Origin of the sequence: Nostoc sp. C110 (genome assembly GCF_043099725.1) — a bacterium.
GTDB classification, from domain to species: Bacteria; Cyanobacteriota; Cyanobacteriia; order Cyanobacteriales; family Nostocaceae; genus Nostoc; species Nostoc muscorum_A.
Genome location: NZ_CP171148.1, coordinates 364,941 through 385,680 on the forward strand (window position 1 = coordinate 364,941; position 20,740 = coordinate 385,680).

The window sequence follows — 20,740 nt, forward strand, 5'->3', positions numbered from 1 at the left end:
AACCCATATACCTAGATTCATAAATTTTCCGAAATAGAAAACAGATTTTTTGTAATATTAATTCTCAACAAAAAAGAGGTCTTTTTCAACCTCTTACTAATTCCCTAAAATAATATTCTATTTACAAAATTACGACAAGCCAGTATTAGCGCCTTGCTTACCAGTTGCCAGTTCTACTTTGATAATTTTGCCGCCTGCTTTTTGAATACGTTGTTGTTCACGGAACCAGTTTTCATAGGGAACTAGCTTAGTGAAGTAGGTATTTTGCAGTTCGCGTTGGGTACGAATTCGGGTTTGGCTGGGAACTAGAGCAGTAATTTTAAACAAACGGGACATATTTTGAAAATCTCCTGTAAACTTTGTGAAAACTTTTTTTATCTCAAAATCTTGAGTGCAAATCTTTTAATCATTCCAAGGCTGGAAATCAAACATCAATACTAGACCACCAACACTCATCACTGATAATTTACCAAGATAAGCAATATAACGTTCTAGCACTCACGGTTGATTTCCAGACCTTAATAAAGCCGCACCTAAATTCTTAAGCGCAAACTAGCTCTTAGCTTAAGCCAGAAGAGATATAGTCTAAGTAAACGCCCATTTCCTTACCAGCGTCAGAACCAACCAAGCTAGCGGTTACTTCCTTGATTGCTTGGATAGCTTGCACGGTAGCACCAACGGGAACTCCTAAAGAGTTGTAGGTTTCTTTCAAGCCATTTAATACACGCTCATCCAAAATGGAAGGATCGCCAGCTAACATAGCGTAGGTGGCATAGCGGAGGTAGTAGTCCAAATCACGGATACAAGCAGCATAGCGGCGGGTGGTGTACATGTTGCCGCCGGGACGGGTGATGTCAGAGTATAGCAAAGATTTTGCTACAGCTTCTTTGACGATCGCAGCAGCGTTAGCGCTGATGGTGCTAGCAGCACGTACCCGCAGTTCGCCAGTAGCGAAGTAGCCTTTTAGTTTTTCTAAAGCAGAGTTGTCTAAGTATTTACCTTGAACGTCTGCGGAGTTAATGACAGCGGTAATTGCGTCTTGAGCCATGTTGTTAATTCCTTATTTCCAACCGTATTGCAATACTTCTGTTTCGGCAGGGAAACAGCATCACCCTATAGCAGGGCACCAACTAGGTAGTCGAAGTAGGTACCAGCTTCAGAAGCATCATCACCAGACAGCAATGTAGTAGCTACATTCTTCAACCCACGGATACCTTCAGCAACACCATCAATAGGAGTTCCCAAGGACTTGTACAGTTCACGCGCACCGATAACACCAATTTCTTCAATCGGTGTAACATCACCAGCAACGATACCGTAGGTAACGAGGCGGAGGTAGTAATCTAGGTCACGCAGGCAAGTAGCAGTCAATTCTTGACCGTAAGCGTTACCACCAGGAGACACAACATCAGGACGCTTTTGGAACAATTGATCGCCAGCTTGCTTAACCAGCCGCTCACGATTTTCTGTCAAAATTTGAGCAATCCGCACGCGGCGTTCACCACTGGCAACAAAGGATTTGATCCGATCCAATTCACCAGGGCTGAGGTAGCGAGCTTCTGCATCAGCATTCACGATAGCTTTCGTGACGATACTCATTAATGGATTCCTCCAATACAAATGAAACCAGGATTTGATTAAACTGGTGAGACTCTAAATTTGGTTTACTGAGTTCGTTCTCTCGTCCTTTTAGACACAACAGTTTGATAACTGCTACGACTAATTAATTACGAGTTTTCTTGAGTCAACACAAGTACACAAGCTTCTAAACTCAGTTACCTTCCGCAAAACATTTTCCGGCATTCTGTTGAGCATTTATGACTGCTCTTAACACTTTGTAATATTACCTTTCAGAATTCCCTGTTTTAGCTGTAATCTGAGAGCAATATTACGAAAGGTTACGAAGGGGGAAGGTCACAGGGTACAGGGCACAGGAAATAATCTGTACCCTATTCCCTATTCCCTATTCCCTATTCCCTATTCCCTATTGAGAAGCGGTTGTAAGGCACAACATCTTCACCGAAGTAGCGGCTATATTCTGGACTTTCGACTATTGCTTTTACAGCAGCCGATAAACCACTATCAGTTAGCAGCTGGTTGCACTGGCGAATTTCTTCCTGATCTGCGGGTGTACGCCCCAACAGGTGACGGAAGAGGAACTCAGTGACCTTGGCATGAGGATAAGGTGATAAGAAGCGCTGACGATAGATTTCGGAACTAGCTAGTTCACACACAAACTCCCGCACGGAAATTTCACCATTCTGGAGTTTGCTGTCTAGGTCAGTACAGCGGAAATTATCAGGCACTTCACCGCTAAATACATCCAATACCTGACAGTAAATGGCGTTGATTACCTGTTGTGTTTCGGCTTGGTTTGCGCTTTCTGTTAGACGGTAAATGCGTGCATGTTTACGCACACCTAGTTCTACGGGTTGTCCGCTACCATCGTTGTAGGAACGACCCAGTTCAGCAAAAGCGGGCTTGCTTTTGTTGATACCGTTTGTTTGGGTTGCTATATCTGCGATCGCCTGCGTCAAAAGTGGCGTATCGTTACTAACTCCTACACGTGCTTGCACGGGTTTAAAGCTAGGCACAACTACGTCATCATTTTGCTTGGTCAGCTGGTTGTATAGCTTCTCGGTATTCGGGAAGTTTGCCGCAGGTAGGGTTGGGAAGCGACGGTAAGGAACCGTATCTTCACCAAATACCTGGTTATATTCCACACTGTCTACCAAAGCACCAATAAAGGCACGAATCCCTTGAGTAGCCAAAATTTGGTTATATTTGCGGATTTCTGCCTGGTCTAATGGCGCACGTCCCAAGAAGTGTTTGGTTCCCAACTCAATCACTTTGGTGTTGGGGTAGGGTGTGTAGAATTCTTTCAGGTAGAGGTTCGAGTAACCCAAACCTTGAATAAATTCCTTCACACTGATTTCGCCGTTCCCCAACTTGCTTTCCCACGCCGTAAATTCATTTTTAGCGATGTAGGGTGCAATATCGCGCTCAAAAATCTGACGATAGGCAGCGCTAATCAAGGTTTTCACTGCAACCTTGTCGCTGGTATTGGAAACCAGTTTGAAGATTTTGGTTTGTTCGCGTTGCTTGCTAACACCTTGGTTAATACGGAACTGAATATCTGGTTCTGACCGTTTTTCTGTGACTGTACCCAGTGTCACAAAGCTTGGCGTTACTTCCTTCTGGACTTTGGCTGCAACATCTTCACGAATGCTACCAACGCGCAATTGCCGCCCAGATACACCACCGGGAGTCAGATACCGTTCGTAAGGAATTGTATCTTCACCAAATGCCTCGCTGTATTCTACGCTGTTAATGATCGCATCAACTACTGCGTAAAAGCCTTGTTTGGAAGCAATGTCAAAGTACTTGTTGATTTCTTGACGGCCATAAGTCGGACGACCCAACAAGCGGCGGTGAATATACTCGATCGCTTTACAAACATAGAGCGATGACCAGTACAGATTGCGGAATACATCCGACTTAGCCAAAGCACGGATAAACTCCCGTACAGAGATGTCACCGTTTTCCAGCTTGATTTCTAATACCTTCGGGCGCTGACCTTCGTAAAGATCGCGACCGAAAACTTGCAGGTAAGCAGCTTTAATCAATGCTTGCGTGGAGCTTTCGGAGAATCTGACGCTAGAATTTTTGGCAGCTTTTTTACCTCTAGTACCAGGCAGCTGGTCTAATTTGAACACCTTGGGCCCAAGAGTACCAGGAGCTTCACCCCGCGCTTTGGGGTTACTATTTTGGTTATTAATCCCTGCCCCTTGGTGAATCAGGATGCGTTTGGTATCCTTGCCAAAAGGAGCCGGACGGGTGCTGGGGTTGCGAGTTTCTTTCGGGAAAATCGCACCAAACTGAATTTCCAGGGGGTCATTACCAGAACCGTAAGGATGTTGGTCTGGTAGTGGCTGTTCGTAAGCCGCAAATGTGGTAATGAACTGAGGTATCTTGCGGAAAGGCGCACTGTAGTTAAACAGGTCTTGCTGCGGCCCCCAGTTGCGACATTCTTGTGCTTCTTGCCCCAGACCCCGGAGGTAAGGTACTGTTTCTTCACCAAAATAGTCGCCGTATTCAGCAGAATCGACTAAGGCATCTACCAAGGCTGGCAGACCACCATTAGAAATAATCGAGAAGTATTTTTGCACTTCTTCCCGGCTACTTGGGCCCCGTCCTAAAATGTGGCGGAAAGCAAGTTCGACGACTCGGCTGTTAATAAAAGGCTGGTAAAACTGTTTTTGGTAAAGGGGAGATTTAGCAAGACGACGAACAAACTCCTTCACGGAGATATCGCCATTTTTTACCTTGGATTCTAAGTCAGATATGGACAAGCTATAAGCACGGGTAATGTCGCGCTCAAAAATTTGCCGATATGCCGCTTTGATTACCTCATTTTTTTCGCTAGCTGACAACCCAGTTTTCATCACAAACTTGGGACGGCGTTCTGCTGCATTAAAGTAAATTTGCGGCAGTTGCAACCCTTGCTGGTCGCTAGAGGGACGTTGACGGACTTTATTTGAAGGTGTGGCTGCTTTGAATTCTGTTAACAAAACATCCATGTACTGAGACACAATTTCTGTAGCCTCAGCATCTTTGCGGAAAAAGGAAAGCGATCCGGCTTTGATTTCTTGCAAAGCTACCAGCGTTGCTTCACCAGAGCAGGCATTTTCAATTATTTCCCGTAAACCCCGTGTGTTCACCGCTATGATGTTGGGGTCACCAGCAACGATCGCATAAGTAGCGTAGCGCAAGAACCAGGATAAATCCCGTAAGCTCTTGGCCATATTGCTCGGCCCATAACGAGCAATGTTAATTGGTCTGAAACCTGCGGGTACTGGGCCGCTGGGGGATGAGTTAAATATTGATCGTAAATTTTCTAGGAACCCGCCACGACTTTCAACATAGGTTACAGTTCCTAGTTGCATCCCTTGCTGAACATTAGCACCACCACCACCAGCAGTTACTAGTTCTGCTTCTCTGGGCTTTTCTAAAAAAGCCATTGGCGAACCACCGACAAAAATCCGGTTGGCAGCGCGAGACACAATAATCTCGGCATTATCTGTAAGCGTCTGGGAAATCTCTAAACGCTTTGCACCAGATGCAAAATAGCTTGCCAGTTCATTAAGTTCACCACTTCCCAAAAAGCGGTCTTGCTGCTCGGCTTGGGTAATTGTCGCTACAGCTAGGGTTTGATATAGTTGCGGACGCGCAACTGAGCTTCCACCACTCGCCTTAACACTCATCGGCTTTGTAAAACTCCCATCATAATCGTTATATATGTTAAATCTGGGTCGCTTTGAGGCTTGACACATCGGTGTCTCTATGCTTTATGAACTTGAGAGTATTGCCTGCAAAACTGCCAGTAAATTAACCCAGTTAGCTTTTAGATTAGAACGTTTTGCGTTCTCAAGGCTGGTTTATTAAGAAGTGTGTAGAACCTGTAGCTTAGATACATCCAGTCTCAAGAGTACATACTCTTGTTTGGCTGAGATCAAATCTAAGTTTTGTAACTCAGAAATAGGCTAGGCATGGTCTACTGATGCTGAAAATCTCTATTTTGATGTTTGTGGCAGTATCCATTCCACGATTATTGCAAATGTTACAAAATCTTAGTTGAAACTAAATTTCCTTCAGCAATGATCGGTGGACAGTAGTCATTAGTCGATGTTAAGTTGTTTTTGTTACTGATGACTGAATATTACGAAATAACGCCGCCCTGGAAATAATTCTCAAATTGCGGTGTTTTTTAGCTTTAGCTATCAGTATTCTTTAACGGGAAAATACTATGCACAAAAGTTCTAAATTTAACTATTTATTCAATGTTGCTCTGTCTGCGATCGCAGTTATTTTAGCTATCACTCCTGCAAATGCGCTTCCAGAGCAAAACATCAACACCGTTGTTAAGTGGGCAAAAACGCGATCGCAATTACCAACTTTGAGATACAACAGCGAAGCCCACGGCTACGAGGGTACAAAGGGAAATTTATACTTTTATGCTGATGTCACTTCTCAAAATGGGAAAGTAACTAAAGAAGGTATAACCGTTAGTGGTGACTCAAGCATCAAATTCACCACAAAAAATGCCAAAGCGGTGAAATTGTTACAAAATATTTATAATTCTAATATTGCTAATGACTTTCAGAAGTCTCAGTATGTCACCAAGGTTGGACGTGACCAGTATTATCGCGGACAAAAGTTTGCTTACATCACTGCTGAGGTGCAAGGTGGGTCATCATTGCAGATAATTCCCTTGAATAAGTTGCAAGAGTTTATAGATAATGCCAAATATTGCCAAACCAATCAGTGCGACCTTTAATTAGGGATTTCTAAGAAATAAACTAACCACAGAGACGCAGAGAACACAGAGAGAGGATTTTTGTGTCAGTTTTGGGATATTTTTTATTTGGAAGTCTCTTAAGCCTGTAGCCTGGAATCTACATAAGCATTATTAGTAAATAAAGGCACGCAATCACTTACGTTATGGGCGGCGGACAGTTCAACATCTGACTCAAAACCTTTTTCAATCAACTCTTTACCCGAACTGCATTTTTTCAAGTATCCCAGTAAATCCTGCTGGAAAGCCTGAAATGTTGTTACAGCAACTTCGGCTTCTGGTGATAGACTGCCATCTAAATAACTGAGAATTGCCCCAGCACCAATTAAATCTTCAAATGTAGGACGTAGGCTACCATCTTCTTGCCACCTTTCACCGGCAGGAATCACAGCGATTTTATCGCCATACTTTTGAGCAAACTGCGCTACAGCTTGGCAATTTCGCAAGCAACCAGCCAAAGTTGGTGTATCCCCTGTAAGTAAAGTCAGAAAAGAACCATTAGGTGAAGGTAAAACTAGTCTAGTTCCAGCAGGAATCTGAGTGACCGATTTTGGCGAAAGAGAATATCCAATTGTTGTCGAACGTTGTCTATGACTTGCTAACTCTGCTTGCACTGATTTGGCATAATCTATGGCTGATTCATCTTTATATGCGTAGGGAAAAATTATCGCGCCGTGATTTGTGGCAATTTCCACGCAGGTAGAAAAAGAGAGAATGTCAACTATCACAATTACATCACTTATGGGAGCGAGTTCAGCAACTCCTTGTGCCCCCCATTCACAGCGTAAATCAAACTCTGATTGGTTGTAAATCATTGGAGCGATCGCAAAAGAAAATATTATAAAAATCAAACCATAGGTAAGTAAGGCAGTGTAAATTCTTAAAGGTTTGTAGTCATCTACGAAACGCTATGCTAACACGTACAAACTAAAGGTTAGCAGTAAGTAGGTCGGCAGTTATAATCAATATAAAACTTTCAGGTTGGAAATATTATGAATTTAACTGTAAAAACTTATCCTAACAATACTGTACCCAAGTTAAATTATGATGTGCTGATTGAAAATCAAGCAGATGGTGGGGTTATTGCGACAGTATTAGGCTTGCCAGATTTTAAAGGCTCTGGTGTAACTAAAGAAGAAGCACTAGAAAAACTAATTCAAATTTTACAAGAGCGAAAACCAGAAATAGTAACTTTGGAAATTGAACCTCCCCAAATCGAACATCCTTGGATGAAATTTGCGGGTATGTTCAAGGATGATCCGCAATTTGACGAGATGCTAGCATATATAAAAGCTGATCGCCGTGAACTTGACGCACAAATGGAGGAATATTATCGGCAACTTGATGCGGAGGATGAAACTAAGTGACTTTATGGATACTTGATACGGATCACGTCTTACTTTTTCAACAGATGCATCCAGTTGTGACACGGCGTATTAATGCAGTCAATTCTAAAGACATTGCCATAACGATAATTACAGTTGAAGAACAACTGCGTGGGAGGTTTAATGTAATCAGAAAGGCTTCCTTATCTGATGCATTGGTATTAGCTTACGCAAAGCTAGAGGCTACTTTAGAGTTTTTCAAAAATGTGCGATCGCTAGGATTTGATGAGTATGCTATTAATTGTTACGAAGACTTGATTCGTCAAAGAATCCGCATTGGTACACAAGATTTGCGAATTGCGGCAATACAGAATTACAGGGCAACGATTTTCTGGATTTTCAACGAATTCCGGCATTCCTACAGCCATTTAATGCTCCTAACTAAGTAAATTTTTATACAAAATTATAATTAAATTTTATTAGCGAAGAGATACTTGAACAATAGTGTTATTAATAAAACAACTTATATACTTAAAATATATGGGCTGATGACGATCGTAATTATTTGTCTACCTGAAGTGTCCAGCATTCGCTAAACTCAGAAATGCTGCGTTATTCCTCATCATGTCCGATTCCCAAACTGTTAGTGCTGCTGTTGCCAAACTCTACAATACCTATCCCTTTCCGCCAGAAGCTTTGTTGGATGAACCACCACCAGGCTATAACTGGCGCTGGAACTGGCTAGCTGCTCATAATTTTTGCACAGGTCAAAAACCCCAAAGGCAAGATATTAGGATTTTAGATGCAGGTTGCGGTACAGGGGTAAGTACAGAGTACCTGGTTCATCTCAATCCCCAGGCTTCTGTTGTGGGGATTGATCTCAGTACTGGGGCTTTGGATGTAGCAAAAGAACGTTGTCAGCGTTCTGGTGCTAACCGTGTTGAGTTTCATCACCTCAGCTTGTTTGATGTGGAACAGTTACCAGGTGAGTTTGATTTAATTAACTGTGTTGGCGTTTTGCACCATACCTCCGATCCAATTCGCGGTATTCAAGCTTTGGCGCAGAAGTTAGCCCCAGGCGGCTTAATGCACATTTTTGTGTACGGAGAGTTGGGACGCTGGGAAATTCAACTCATGCAAAAAGCGATCGCACTTCTGCAAGGTGACAAAAAAGGCGACTACCGCGATGGTGTCCAAATCGGACGGCAAATATTTGCTTCTTTACCAGAAAATAACCGAATTGTCAAATACGAAAAGCAGCGTTGGTCATTAGAAAACCACAAGGATGAACACTTTGCCGATATGTACGTTCATCCCCAAGAAATTGACTACAACATTGAGACGCTGTTTGAATTAATTGATGCTTCGGGATTAGAGTTTATTGGTTTCTCGAATCCGAGTTTCTGGGATTTGGAGAGACTTTTGAGCAAAGCACCAGAGTTAGTAGAACGGGCAAAAGACTTGAGCGATCGCCAGCTTTATCGCCTGATAGAATTACTAGACCCAGAAGTAACTCATTACGAGTTTTTCCTTGGCCGTCCTCCCTTAGTTAAAACTGACTGGTCAGACGACAAAGCTTTATTAGCAGCGATTCCCGAACTTAATCCTTGTATTGAAGGATTTCCCAGTCAATGCTTCTTTAACTACAATTACCAGATTGTTAATTTATCTGAACCAGAGTTTAAATTTATGCAAAAGTGTGATGCGAATTCAACGGTTGCAGAGATTTTGGCTGATGTGCAACTGGGATTAGATGAAGTAAGAAAACTTCTTCAGCAGCAACTGATATTATTAACACCTGCTTAATCGCACTCCAATTCCACGCTGGCTTAATAAAAGCAATTTATACTTATCGTGAGGAGCGATCGCCCATCACCACTTTTGGTAAATTAATGTAGATTAGGAAAGTGCCCAACAAACGGGTATTCTAAATCCCAAAAGTTGGAGTTTTTTGAAATTCAGCAGTGGTGCGCTGCTTAATGACAAGCTGCTACTTTCTGATTTGCGGTACGTCTATACACTCCTCAAGCACCAGTTGATTTTATTGGACACCCAATTACTTCAAACACCAAGATGCTATGTAACGACTTTGGAGGACAATAATCTAGTCAAAAAAGCTGGAATTGGAAGAAATTTTGAATTTTTAGGCAACGATAATTTGATTATTCACCCACACAGTCTTTTACATCATCAGCCGCTCTCTCGCTTCTGGGAGCGCGATTTTACTGACTGTGTAACGTTGCCAAGAAGTTAATTGTTTTTTCCTAAAGTATTGTTACCGGATCGTGATATGATTCAGCTGACTGAATGTGCAGTCATCATAATTTAACTGTACTGGTTTCAAGTCTCGTGAGCTTGTCAGACGAATCAATTGCGCCCACTCCGACAACGCAACAAGATGCTAAAACTGATTCTGGAGACACAGAATCAGGTAACTCTATGCGAGAGTTTTATCAACTCTTCCAGCGATTGTTGGTAATCACGCTTGTCTTGACGGGGGTTATTTTTATCTCTGTGTGGATTTTTTATTCCTTAAACATTGCCCTAAATTATTTAATTGGGGCGTGTACAGGTGTGGTTTACTTAAAAATGTTGGCTAGAGACGTTGAGCAACTTGGTAGTGAAAAAACCAGTTTGAGCAAAACTCGTTTTGCTCTATTTATGGGAGTCATGATCGTGGCAACTCAATGGCGTGAGCTACAGATTTTGCCCATATTTTTGGGATTTCTAACTTACAAAGCCACGCTCCTCGTCTATATGGTGCAAATTGCGTTCATTCCTGATTCTTAAAAAGTCAGGCTCACAAAGATAGTAATCCCATCCTCGATCGTTGGGGAAAATGCTTGAAGAATGCAAATGCTTAGTGTCTTAAACGCCTTTAATTCTTTTCCCCTCGCCGAATTAGAAGTAGGTCATCATTTCTACTGGCAGTTGGGCAATCTTAAAATTCATGGGCAAGTTTTTCTCACCTCATGGTTTGTGATTAGCATTTTAGTAGTGGCTTCAATAGCTGCTACTCGCAACGCACAAAGAATTCCCAAGGGCATCCAGAATTTGATGGAATACGCCCTAGAATTTATTCGTGATTTGGCCAAAAACCAACTTGGTGAGAAAGAGTACCGCCCTTGGGTGCCATTTATTGGCACATTGTTCTTGTTTATTTTCGTATCGAACTGGTCAGGTGCGTTAATTCCCTGGAAGCTCATCAAGCTACCTTCGGGCGAATTGGCAGCTCCCACCAATGACATCAATACGACTGTTGCATTGGCATTGCTGACTTCCTTAGCGTACTTTTATGCGGGTTTTAGCAAGCGGGGTTTAGGCTACTTTAAGAAATATATAGAGCCAACACCCGTTTTGTTGCCGATCGCAATTCTCGAAGATTTCACCAAGCCCCTCTCTCTAAGCTTCCGGCTATTTGGTAATATTTTGGCGGATGAATTGGTAGTCGCGGTATTGGTGCTGCTAGTTCCTCTATTTGTACCTCTGCCTGTAATGGCCTTGGGTTTATTTACCAGTGCCATTCAAGCCCTGGTTTTCGCCACCCTAGCCGGAGCATACATTCATGAGGCAATGGAGGGACATGGTGGAGAAGAACATGAGGAGCATTAAACTTCTCAGTTGATAGCACAGTTCCAAGAGCATTTTGCTCAAAACATCGCAAAGCGCGATCAAAGAACTCATGTGCAGCGTGAAAACCACGTTTCTAGTCGTTAACGTACTTTTGTTAGTTTTGTAATCAAAGCAAGGAAAATCAACATGGATCCATTAGTTCAGGCTGCTTCAGTTCTCGCTGCTGCTTTAGCGATTGGTTTAGCTGCAATTGGCCCTGGTATTGGTCAAGGTAACGCTGCTGGACAAGCAGTAGAAGGTATTGCTCGTCAACCTGAAGCAGAAGGAAAAATTCGCGGTACTCTGCTATTAACCTTGGCATTCATGGAATCCTTGACTATCTATGGTCTAGTAATTGCCCTGGTATTGCTGTTCGCTAACCCCTTCGGTTAATACCTGAAAATTTTTGCGAGTGTGGAGACGTGAATCATCACGCCTCTACAATCAAAACGTTTTGGGTATCTCAATAGTTATAATGTTCAGTTGACCCTTGTTGGCTATGGGTCTCTAAAATATGAAAGGTTGGATGACGTTGCTAGCCATGAAAACTGCTACTCCAGCCAAAGAGGAGACAAATGTTTGATTTCGATGCTACCTTGCCCTTCATGGCATTGCAATTCCTGCTATTAGCAGCTGTGTTGAATGCAATTTTCTATAAGCCACTGACCAAGGTACTAGACGATCGCGATAGTTACATCCGAACGAATACCCTTGAGGCGAAAGAAAGCTTGGCTAAAGCCGAACGCTTGGCTACCGAATATGAGCAGCAACTCGCAGACGCTCGCAGACAATCGCAAGCTACTGTAGAAGCCGCTCAACTTGAAGCTAAGAAAATTACTGCCGAAAAAATTGCTGAAGCCCAAAAGGAAGCCCAGTCTCAACGAGAACAAGCTTCTGTTGAAATAGAGCAACAAAAACAAGAAGCTTTTCGTACCTTAGAGCAACAAGTTGATGCTCTAAGTAGGCAGATTCTAGAAAAACTATTGGGGCCAACTCCAGTTAGATAAGCTAACGAGATTGGTTCTGTGTAAAGCATACGCGCAACTGGCCCCTAGTCCAGAGCGCAAAATTTAAGTGTCAAAAAAAGGCACTTTTTCCCTTCTTGGGAAAGATACTTAATTTCCTGACAGGGAAAAGATACTTAAATTTCCTTCCCTAGGGGAAAATACAACGTACTAGCAAGCGAGCAGCGCACTTGTAAATGGGTATCATGGGGACATTCTTATTACTTGCCGCAGAAGCGAACGCTGTTCACTCTGAATTGGCAGAAGGCGCAGCAGAAGGTGGTTTCGGTCTAAACCTAGACATTTTTGAAACCAATCTGATCAATCTAGCGATTCTGGTTGGCATACTATTCTACTTCGGACGTAAAGTTTTAAGCAATATCCTGAACGAGCGACAATCTAATATTGCCACCGCAATTCAGGAAGCAGAAGGGCGCTTAAAAGAGGCAAAGACTGCCCTTTCCCAAGCGCAAGAGCAGTTGAAGCAATCTCAAGCAGAAGCAGAACGTATCCGCCAATCGTCCGTAGAAAATGCTCAAAAAGCGAAAGAAGCCTTGTTAGCGAAAGCAGCGCAAGACGTAGAACGCTTGAAACAAACAGCAGCAGCAGATTTAAACAGCGAAACCGAGCGAGCGATCGCTCAACTACGGCAACGAGTTGCTACACTAGCATTGCAAAAAGTCGAATCGCAACTCAAAGGCGGGATTGCCGACGATGCTCAACAAAGTTTAATTGATCGTAGCATCGCACAATTGGGAGGCAATGTATGACAAGTCAGGTAGCGGCAGCCGAAGTAGCCCAACCTTACGCACAGGCACTTTTGTCAATAGCGCAATCGAAAAATTTGACAGAAGAGTTCGGGGAAGATGCGCGGACTTTCCTGGGACTGCTCAGAGCAGACAAACAGCTACACAACTTCTTCAGCAACCCGTTTATTCAGGCTGAGAACAAAAAAGCTCTCATCAAACAAATACTCGGTGAAGGCTCTAACCCCTACTTACGCAACTTTTTGTTGATACTAGTAGACAAACGCCGTATTGCATTCTTGGAATCGATTTTTCAACAATATCTGGCGCTGTTGCGGCAGCTGAATCAAACCGTATTAGCGGAAGTAATTTCAGCCGTTCCCCTCACAGAAGCTCAACAGCAGGCAATTATCCAAAAGGTCATTGCCATCAGCAATGCTCGCCAGGTAGAACTAGAAACCAAGGTAGACAGTGAGTTAATTGGTGGTGTGATTATTAAAGTAGGTTCGCAGGTAATTGATGCCAGTATCCGGGGTCAACTGCGCCGCCTTTCATTGCGCTTAACTAATAGCTAGAAGGTTAGGATTAGAAGTTGGGAGTTAGGAGTTAGGAGTTAGGAGTTGGGAGTTAAGTAAACAGTAATTTATTTTGACTTTTAACTTTTAACTTTTGCTTTTTTAACTCATCACTACTCACTCTTAACTCAGCACTCTTAACTCAGCACTCAGCACTGAATTCCGTCTCGAAAGCAAACAAGATAGACACATGAGCATATCAATTAGACCTGACGAAATTAGCAGCATTATCCAACAACAAATCGAGCAATACGATCAAGAGGTCAAAGTTGCTAACGTTGGTACCGTCCTACAAGTAGGTGACGGTATTGCCCGGATCTATGGTCTGGAAAAGGCTATGGCTGGGGAACTCTTAGAATTTGAAGATGGCACAATTGGCATCGCCCAAAACTTAGAAGAAGACAACGTGGGCGCGGTGTTGATGGGTGAAGGGCTGGAAATTCAAGAAGGTAGTTCTGTAACCGCTACTGGTAGAATTGCTCAGATTCCAGTAGGAGAAGCCTTAATTGGAAGAGTTGTAGACGCTTTGGGTCGCCCCATCGATGGTAAGGGAGACATCAAATCCTCAGAAAGCCGTTTGATTGAATCTCCAGCGCCTGGTATTATTGCTCGTCGATCTGTACACGAACCCATGCAAACGGGGATTACAGCTATTGACTCAATGATTCCTATCGGTCGCGGTCAACGGGAATTGATTATTGGCGATCGCCAAACCGGTAAAACTGCGATCGCGATCGACACCATCATCAACCAAAAAGAAGAAGATGTAGTTTGTGTCTACGTTGCCATCGGTCAAAAGGCTTCCACCGTCGCTAACGTGGTGCAGACATTGCAAGAAAAAGGCGCGATGGATTACACCATCGTCGTCGCCGCTAGTGCCAGTGAACCAGCAACACTACAATACCTAGCTCCTTACACAGGCGCAACTATTGCCGAGTACTTTATGTACAAAGGCAAAGCTACCCTAGTAATTTACGACGATCTTTCCAAGCAAGCCCAAGCTTATCGCCAAATGTCCCTGCTGCTACGTCGCCCACCCGGACGCGAAGCTTACCCTGGAGATGTATTCTACATTCACTCTCGTTTGTTAGAAAGAGCCGCCAAGCTGAGTGATGAATTAGGTAAAGGCAGCATGACCGCCCTACCAATCATCGAAACCCAAGCTGGTGACGTTTCGGCATACATCCCCACAAACGTAATTTCCATTACCGATGGTCAGATATTCCTATCTTCTGACTTGTTCAACGCTGGTATCCGTCCAGCTGTGAACCCAGGTATTTCAGTATCCCGCGTGGGTTCTGCGGCTCAAACCAAGGCAATGAAAAAAGTTGCCGGTAAGATTAAATTGGAACTAGCCCAATTTGACGACCTGCAAGCCTTCGCACAATTTGCTTCTGACTTAGATAAAGCCACTCAAGACCAGTTGGCACGTGGTCAACGGTTACGCGAACTTCTTAAGCAGCCACAAAATTCGCCACTCTCAGTATACGAGCAAGTAGCAATTCTTTACGCTGGTATCAATGGTTATTTGGATGACGTTCCTGTAGATAAAGTCACCACCTTTACCCAAGGTCTGCGGGAGTACTTAAAGTCTGGTAAAACCCAGTATGCCGAAGGAGTAAGAGCCTCCAAAGCACTAGGTGATGCAGAAGAAGCTGCCTTGAAAGAAGCACTTACCGAATACAAGAAGACTTTCAAAGCAGCAGCGTAATTACAGTGCTGAGTGCTGAGTGCCGAGTGCTGAGTAGCTATAAGTGTTGAGTTGAAGAAAGTTTTTCATTCAAAACTCAAAATTTCAAACTCAGAACTCAGGACTCAGAACTCAGAACTCAGAACTCAGGACTCAGAACTTAAAGTTATGGCCAATCTAAAAGCAATACGCGATCGCATTCAGTCGGTCAAAAACACCAAAAAAATCACAGAAGCCATGCGTCTCGTAGCTGCGGCTAGAGTGCGTCGGGCGCAAGAACAAGTACTAGCGACTCGCCCCTTTGCCGATCGCTTGGCACAAGTATTATATGGTTTGCAAAGCCGTTTGCGCTTTGAAGAAGCAAACCTGCCACTACTGAAAAAAAGAGAAGTTAAGTCTGTCGGGCTGTTGGTAATTTCAGGCGATCGCGGTTTATGCGGCGGCTACAATAATAACGTTATCCGTCGTGCAGAAAATCGCGCCAAGGAAATCAAGGCAGAAGGTTTAAACTATCAATTTGTGATCGTCGGGCGCAAAGCTACACAGTACTTTCAACGCCGCGATCAGCCCATTGATGCCACTTACAGCGGCTTAGAGCAAATTCCCACCGCAGCCGAAGCTAATCAGATTGCCGATCAACTACTTTCCTTATTCCTTTCGGAAGAAGTAGACCGCATCGAATTAATCTATACCAGATTTCTTTCCTTGGTTAGCTCCCGTCCTGTAATCCAAACCTTACTGCCCCTCGATCCGCAAGGTCTAGAAGCGGGTGATGACGAAATCTTCCGCTTGACAACCCGTGGCGGTAAATTTGAAGTAGAACGGGAGAAAGTGGCTAGCCAAGTTCGCGCGTTGGCTCCTGACATGATTTTCGAGCAAGATCCAGTACAGATCCTCGATTCTTTGTTGCCCCTGTATCTGAGTAACCAGCTATTGCGGGCGCTGCAAGAATCTGCGGCTAGTGAACTAGCAGCGCGGATGACAGCTATGAGTAATGCTAGTGAAAATGCGGGTGAATTGATTAATACCCTCACACTGTCTTACAACAAAGCTCGACAAGCTGCCATTACCCAAGAACTCCTAGAGGTTGTAGGTGGTGCTGAAGCACTAACTTAGGAAAATATTTGTTGTGGATTATGGCAAATAGCCAATTGCTAATGGTTTTAAAATTAGCGATTGGCTATTTTGACTAAGTGGAGCCATATATTCTGACTTTGATAATTACGAATTACGAATTACGAATTACAAATTCAAGAATCGCGTATTATAATCGAAGTATGAAGTGCATGGGTCCGTCACGGTTTCGACAGGTTGGCGAACGCTGCTCTGTGATTCAGGTCGAGAGTGAGTCTCCTCTCGGAAATCAAAGGCTCAAACAAAAAGTAAATGCGAATAACATCGTTAACTTTGCTCGTAAGGATGCTCTAGTAGCTGCCTAAACACCTCTTATAGGTTCGAGCGTCTTCGGTTTGACTCCGTTAAGGACTGAAGACCAAACCCCAACGGATGCTCTAGTAAGCGTTCTCTGGTTGGCTTGCTAGCTAAGATTAAATCAGAGAATCCTACGTTCGGGATAATGAACGATTCCCGCCTTGAGGGTCAGAAAGGCTAAACCTGTGAATGAGCGGGGGGTCAATACCCAATTTGGACAGCAGTTCGACTCTGCTCGGATCCACTAAGAATAAATAACAAGTCCACCTGATAATTTCATATCAAGGTGGATTTTGTTTTGTGCTGTCTGAATATATTAAATCAGTAGACCGAATTGAGCCAAGAAAGGAATCAATTCAAAATCCAAAATTAGTGGAATTTCAGCATTTCCTGATGAAAGGATGTTCATTTTGTTCTACTTAAATTATTTAGCACTTCGGTGTATTTGAGCTACATCACCATCAACGTGCTAATTTTTACCAAAGTTCATTCAGGCTGTTAAAATCTTCTTGGTCTGCATCATCAAGGTTCAAAGCAAAAGTTCGACATTCTAAATCCTTGCTTTGCTAATTGCTGCAAAACCCTGGTCGGTGATTTAATCCGTAACAGACCCCCAGCAGCCTTTGACTTTGGGAGAAACGCCAAAGCGATCGCCTCTTCAGTTTTGCTATTACTATCGTTGTAGCAAAGATATGCGATCGCCTACCAATCCTGTCCTAACTTTTGCATTGAAGAAGTTACTAAGAGCTATGAGAAGCTTTAATTATTCTGTTCCTGAGGTTGTTTGCGTGCTGTTCCAAACCTTCTTCCCCTTTGTTTAAGTACCCGTCGTAACCGATCTGCACTCAAGCTTACTTGGCGTTCAGATGCCAGCTTTTTTGCTAATTGTTTAGAGTTATAAGTCTGTGACTCTTGAGCTAAACAATTTTCTAGATAAACCAAATCTGATTCTGAATATCGAGGTTTTCCACCTCGGCCAGGAGCATCCCACAGACCTGCTAAACCCATCTTTTCCCAACGATGAAGGGTTTGACGTACTGTTGAAATTGCCCAGTTCAAACCTTTAGCAATTTGCTCATTTTTTAAGCCACGATTATTTAGCAGTAAGACTTGAGCCCGATCCTTGGTGCGTTGAGGAACTTGTTTCGCTTTTCTTAACTCTTCTAAAGTCAGCTTTTCTTGCTCAGTTAGAAAGACTTTTAATCTGCATCCCATAATTAATAACCTTTTACACAGTTAATTGTTGCCATCTTTTCTTAAGAATTTGTTAGCGTTATTCTAATTAATGTCTAAAGTCGATAATAAAGGACTGTATCATTAAAATTCTTCAATTATTCTTATGATTACGGCGATTTATCGAAACTTTAAAAATAATTTTTACGCTATTTTCCATTGGAATGAGCAGAAAAACATATACATAGAAGCCTTCTTCCTTTTTATTCAACTCATCTCTGGAAATTTTTCTTACCTATCTCCAAAAAATATCTATTTTCTCGACTTCACATAAATTTTATATTTCACATAACAATATTATTGCTTGAAACAAAAATATATTCAATACCTATTGGAGATAGAAAAATTTGTGTTGCTTTTCCTGTCTTTAACACTTTTCCTACTTTTCCTACCTTTCCTACTTTTCCTACTTTTTTGTAAAATAGCGTCTTAAAAAACTAACTTTTAATCTATCCTATTAAGACAATTATTTTACGCCATAACTACAGAGTTTATTTGTAAAACCTAGTATATTTTTATCATTTATACGTCATTCTCAAAAGAATTAACTTTTATTTATCAACTTCCTTATGCAGCCATTTAAGAGGCAAAAACAATTAAAGAGTAGGCTTTTGAGTTGTATTTAGTTTTATATAATAGTCCTAGATGTATGATATTAGTTTTGATGTTTTCAGTTTTTATTGTCAAATAATATAAAGAAAATGATATTTTTAAATTAGAATAAAATTAGATAAATAGCAAAATAAAATACTAAGTATATTTTTCGAATTAAATTAATATTGAGTAGATTTTTTGAGTCATATTTCTTGCTAGAAAACAGCAACAATTGATACAAGTTAAATTTTTCAAAAACTGATATTCATTACAACTTAAACAAAAAATAATAGAGAGAATGGGGGCAGAAGAAAAACCTGACAATTTGCGCTCGGAGACGAATAATGGTAGCGATGTCTACGACCGGCAAGGCCAACGCAGAGAACGCTCAACATCGGCTAACTATACAAACTGTAGAAATTGCCCCTAACACAACGGCGATTCGCTCTCTTGACTGGGATCGTGATCGCTTCGATATCGAATTTGGACTACAAAACGGTACAACCTACAATTCATATCTAATTAGGGGCGAACAAACAGTTTTGATTGATACTTCTCACCAGAAGTTTCGCGATCTGTATTTAGAGACTCTCAAAGGTCTTGTTAACCCCAAGACAATTGATTACATAATTGTTAGCCACACAGAGCCAGACCATAGCGGCTTAGTAGAAGATGTTCTCCAGTTAGCTCCTAGAGCCACCGTCTTAGCCTCAAAAGTTGCGCTTCAGTTCTTGGAAGGCTTAGTACACGATCCTTTTTCCAAGCGGGTTGTGAAAACTGGCGATCGCATCGATATAGGCAAAGGACACGAAATGGAATTCGTGAGTGCGCCTAATCTGCACTGGCCGGATACAATCTTTAGCTTTGACCGCAAAACCCAAATTCTCTACACCTGTGATGCTTTTGGGATGCACTTTTGTGATGATCGCACCTTTGACGAAGATTTAGAAGCGATTGAAGCTGACTTTAGATTTTACTACGACTGCTTGATGGGCCCTAACGCTCGTTCGCTGCTGAATGCGATGAAGCGGATGGGCGATCTAGGAAAGATTAATATTATCGCAAATGGTCACGGCCCCTTATTATACCACCATTTAGATGTTCTGACCGGGTGTTACGAAAATTGGAGCCAAAAACAAGCTAAAGCAGAAACAACAGTAGGCTTGTTTTTTGTCTCAGATTACGGTTATGGCGAGCGCCTTGGTCACGCAATTGCCGAAGGTATTTTGAAAACTGGGGTTGGAGTAGAAGTACTAGATTTAAGTACTGCTGAGAGCCAAGAAATTCAAGAACTAGCTGGAAGAGCTGCTGGCATCATTATTGGTATGCCTCCAAGTACCGCCGCCGCCGCCCAAGCTAGTATCAGTTCAGTGCTAGCTGTCGCCAAGAACAAGCAATTTCTTGGGCTGTTTGAATGTTACGGTGGGGATGATGAACCCATTGATACACTCCGCAGACAATTTCTTGACTCTGGCATCAAAGAAGCTTTCCCACCCATTCGGATTAAAGAGACTCCCAGCGCATCAACATTCCAGTTGTGTGAAGAAGCTGGTAAAGACATCGGACAATTGCTAGTGCGCGATCGCAACATCAAGCAAATCAAGTCTCTTGATGTCAACATGGAAAAGGCGTTGGGTCGCATTAGTAGTGGACTATATATAGTCACGACTAAAAAAGATAATGTCTCAAGCGCAATGCTGGCATCTTGGGTAACGCAAGCGAGTTTGCAACCATTAGGATTAACAATTGCCGTTGCGAAAGACCGCGCCATTGATTCCTTAATGCAAGTAGGCGATCGCTTCGTCCTCAACGTTTTGGAAGAAGGCAATTATCAAGAATTGAAAAAGCACTTTCTCAAGCGTTTACATCCCGGTGCTGACCGCTTTGCAGGAGTGAAAACTCAAACCGCGAAAAACGGTTCTCCCATTCTAACTGATGCTCTGGCATACATCGAATGTGAAATACAGAGCAGCATGGAATGCAGCGACCACTGGATTTTATACTGCACAGTCCAAGAAGGTCGTGTCTCTAAAAACGATGGACTCACAGCCGTTCGCCATCGCAAAGTAGGTAATTACTACTAAAGATGGGCATAGGGAATGGGGCATAGGGCATGGGGTAAGGAGTATGGGTTATTCTCCTTGTTCCCAATGCCCAATGCCCAATTCCCAATTC

Annotated in this window: 18 protein-coding genes, 1 other RNA gene and 1 pseudogene; 14 read left to right on the top strand and 6 right to left on the bottom strand. The window is 42.7% G+C overall.

Annotated features, from left to right (window positions below):
- Positions 1–129 precede the first annotated feature (129 nt).
- The 4 genes and pseudogenes from ACFFRD_RS07375 to ACFFRD_RS07390 all read right to left on the bottom strand — a co-directional run.
- Positions 130–336, bottom strand: a complete 207-nt coding sequence (locus ACFFRD_RS07375; protein ID WP_012411143.1) for a phycobilisome linker polypeptide — start codon at positions 334–336, stop codon at positions 130–132.
- A gap of 223 nt (positions 337–559) precedes the next feature.
- A complete protein-coding gene (gene apcB, locus ACFFRD_RS07380; protein WP_012411144.1) occupies positions 560–1,048 on the bottom strand; it encodes an allophycocyanin subunit beta in 489 nt (162 codons plus the stop codon).
- Between the two features lie 65 nt (positions 1,049–1,113).
- Positions 1,114–1,599, bottom strand: coding sequence for an allophycocyanin subunit alpha (gene apcA, locus ACFFRD_RS07385; protein WP_012411145.1), 486 nt, complete (start codon positions 1,597–1,599; stop codon positions 1,114–1,116).
- Positions 1,600–1,991: 392 nt separating this feature from the next.
- A pseudogene (locus tag ACFFRD_RS07390) lies at positions 1,992–5,264 on the bottom strand (phycobilisome rod-core linker polypeptide); the annotation flags it as partial.
- A gap of 542 nt (positions 5,265–5,806) precedes the next feature.
- Here ACFFRD_RS07390 and ACFFRD_RS07395 point away from each other — a divergent pair.
- Entirely contained in the window at positions 5,807–6,337 is a 531-nt protein-coding gene (locus ACFFRD_RS07395; RefSeq protein ID WP_392480984.1) for a hypothetical protein, read from the top strand.
- 98 nt (positions 6,338–6,435) lie between these two features.
- On the opposite strand, the gene ACFFRD_RS07400 is transcribed toward ACFFRD_RS07395, so the two are convergent.
- A complete protein-coding gene (locus ACFFRD_RS07400; RefSeq protein ID WP_392480985.1) occupies positions 6,436–7,170 on the bottom strand; it encodes a 2-phosphosulfolactate phosphatase in 735 nt (244 codons plus the stop codon).
- 177 nt (positions 7,171–7,347) lie between these two features.
- On the opposite strand from ACFFRD_RS07400, the gene ACFFRD_RS07405 reads away from it, so the two are divergent.
- From ACFFRD_RS07405 to ssrA, 12 genes are all read left to right on the top strand, one after another.
- The gene (locus ACFFRD_RS07405; protein ID WP_392480986.1) at positions 7,348–7,722 is read left to right on the top strand and encodes a hypothetical protein; all 375 of its coding nucleotides are present in this window, start codon (positions 7,348–7,350) and stop codon (positions 7,720–7,722) included.
- Positions 7,719–8,129, top strand: a complete 411-nt coding sequence (locus ACFFRD_RS07410) for a type II toxin-antitoxin system VapC family toxin (protein WP_392480988.1) — start codon at positions 7,719–7,721, stop codon at positions 8,127–8,129. Before ACFFRD_RS07405 ends, ACFFRD_RS07410 begins: the two co-directional genes overlap by 4 nt.
- A 175-nt stretch (positions 8,130–8,304) precedes the next feature.
- Positions 8,305–9,486, top strand: a complete 1,182-nt coding sequence (locus ACFFRD_RS07415) for a class I SAM-dependent methyltransferase (RefSeq protein ID WP_392480990.1) — start codon at positions 8,305–8,307, stop codon at positions 9,484–9,486.
- Positions 9,487–9,987: 501 nt separating this feature from the next.
- Entirely contained in the window at positions 9,988–10,470 is a 483-nt protein-coding gene (locus ACFFRD_RS07420) for an ATP synthase subunit I (RefSeq protein WP_114086141.1), read from the top strand.
- 60 nt (positions 10,471–10,530) lie between these two features.
- Positions 10,531–11,292, top strand: coding sequence for a F0F1 ATP synthase subunit A (atpB, locus tag ACFFRD_RS07425; protein ID WP_012411161.1), 762 nt, complete (start codon positions 10,531–10,533; stop codon positions 11,290–11,292).
- A gap of 147 nt (positions 11,293–11,439) precedes the next feature.
- Entirely contained in the window at positions 11,440–11,685 is a 246-nt protein-coding gene (gene atpE, locus ACFFRD_RS07430) for an ATP synthase F0 subunit C (protein WP_012411162.1), read from the top strand.
- A gap of 182 nt (positions 11,686–11,867) precedes the next feature.
- Positions 11,868–12,299 (top strand): F0F1 ATP synthase subunit B', encoded by a 432-nt coding sequence (locus ACFFRD_RS07435; protein ID WP_114086142.1) that lies wholly within the window; start codon positions 11,868–11,870, stop codon positions 12,297–12,299.
- Between the two features lie 194 nt (positions 12,300–12,493).
- Complete coding sequence (locus tag ACFFRD_RS07440) at positions 12,494–13,066, top strand: F0F1 ATP synthase subunit B (RefSeq protein ID WP_114086143.1); 573 nt, start codon at positions 12,494–12,496, stop codon at positions 13,064–13,066.
- A complete protein-coding gene (atpH, locus tag ACFFRD_RS07445; protein WP_012411165.1) occupies positions 13,063–13,617 on the top strand; it encodes an ATP synthase F1 subunit delta in 555 nt (184 codons plus the stop codon). The genes ACFFRD_RS07440 and atpH overlap by 4 nt, the downstream gene beginning before the upstream one ends.
- 190 nt (positions 13,618–13,807) lie before the next feature.
- Positions 13,808–15,328, top strand: coding sequence for a F0F1 ATP synthase subunit alpha (gene atpA, locus ACFFRD_RS07450; RefSeq protein ID WP_392480991.1), 1,521 nt, complete (start codon positions 13,808–13,810; stop codon positions 15,326–15,328).
- Between the two features lie 147 nt (positions 15,329–15,475).
- Positions 15,476–16,423: a F0F1 ATP synthase subunit gamma gene (locus ACFFRD_RS07455; RefSeq protein WP_114086146.1), complete on the top strand. Its 948-nt coding sequence runs from the start codon at positions 15,476–15,478 to the stop codon at positions 16,421–16,423.
- A 172-nt stretch (positions 16,424–16,595) separates the two neighbouring features.
- Positions 16,596–16,985: a transfer-messenger RNA gene (gene ssrA / locus ACFFRD_RS07460) on the top strand.
- A gap of 512 nt (positions 16,986–17,497) precedes the next feature.
- Here the strand turns inward: ssrA and ACFFRD_RS07465 are convergent.
- On the bottom strand, positions 17,498–17,953 hold the full coding sequence (locus ACFFRD_RS07465) for a helix-turn-helix domain-containing protein (RefSeq protein WP_179073539.1): 456 nt from the start codon (positions 17,951–17,953) through the stop codon (positions 17,498–17,500).
- Positions 17,954–18,909: 956 nt separating this feature from the next.
- On the opposite strand from ACFFRD_RS07465, the gene ACFFRD_RS07470 reads away from it, so the two are divergent.
- Positions 18,910–20,649, top strand: coding sequence for a diflavin flavoprotein (locus ACFFRD_RS07470; protein ID WP_114086148.1), 1,740 nt, complete (start codon positions 18,910–18,912; stop codon positions 20,647–20,649).
- Positions 20,650–20,740: the final 91 nt, after the last annotated feature.

Bases quoted from the DNA above. Each gene is read 5' to 3' on its own strand.
- atpE (WP_012411162.1), top strand. From the start codon at position 11,440: ATGGATCCATTAGTTCAGGCTGCTTCAGTTCTCGCTGCTGCTTTAGCG.
- ACFFRD_RS07375 (WP_012411143.1), bottom strand. From the start codon at position 336: ATGTCCCGTTTGTTTAAAATTACTGCTCTAGTTCCCAGCCAAACCCGA.
- ACFFRD_RS07470 (WP_114086148.1), top strand. From the start codon at position 18,910: ATGGTAGCGATGTCTACGACCGGCAAGGCCAACGCAGAGAACGCTCAA.
- ACFFRD_RS07435 (WP_114086142.1), top strand. From the start codon at position 11,868: ATGTTTGATTTCGATGCTACCTTGCCCTTCATGGCATTGCAATTCCTG.
- ACFFRD_RS07405 (WP_392480986.1), top strand. From the start codon at position 7,348: ATGAATTTAACTGTAAAAACTTATCCTAACAATACTGTACCCAAGTTA.
- ACFFRD_RS07440 (WP_114086143.1), top strand. From the start codon at position 12,494: ATGGGTATCATGGGGACATTCTTATTACTTGCCGCAGAAGCGAACGCT.
- ACFFRD_RS07400 (WP_392480985.1), bottom strand. From the start codon at position 7,170: ATGATTTACAACCAATCAGAGTTTGATTTACGCTGTGAATGGGGGGCA.
- ACFFRD_RS07465 (WP_179073539.1), bottom strand. From the start codon at position 17,953: ATGGGATGCAGATTAAAAGTCTTTCTAACTGAGCAAGAAAAGCTGACT.
- ACFFRD_RS07455 (WP_114086146.1), top strand. From the start codon at position 15,476: ATGGCCAATCTAAAAGCAATACGCGATCGCATTCAGTCGGTCAAAAAC.
- apcA (WP_012411145.1), bottom strand. From the start codon at position 1,599: ATGAGTATCGTCACGAAAGCTATCGTGAATGCTGATGCAGAAGCTCGC.
- atpB (WP_012411161.1), top strand. From the start codon at position 10,531: ATGCAAATGCTTAGTGTCTTAAACGCCTTTAATTCTTTTCCCCTCGCC.
- atpH (WP_012411165.1), top strand. From the start codon at position 13,063: ATGACAAGTCAGGTAGCGGCAGCCGAAGTAGCCCAACCTTACGCACAG.
- atpA (WP_392480991.1), top strand. From the start codon at position 13,808: ATGAGCATATCAATTAGACCTGACGAAATTAGCAGCATTATCCAACAA.
- ACFFRD_RS07395 (WP_392480984.1), top strand. From the start codon at position 5,807: ATGCACAAAAGTTCTAAATTTAACTATTTATTCAATGTTGCTCTGTCT.
- apcB (WP_012411144.1), bottom strand. From the start codon at position 1,048: ATGGCTCAAGACGCAATTACCGCTGTCATTAACTCCGCAGACGTTCAA.
- ACFFRD_RS07415 (WP_392480990.1), top strand. From the start codon at position 8,305: ATGTCCGATTCCCAAACTGTTAGTGCTGCTGTTGCCAAACTCTACAAT.
- ACFFRD_RS07420 (WP_114086141.1), top strand. From the start codon at position 9,988: ATGTGCAGTCATCATAATTTAACTGTACTGGTTTCAAGTCTCGTGAGC.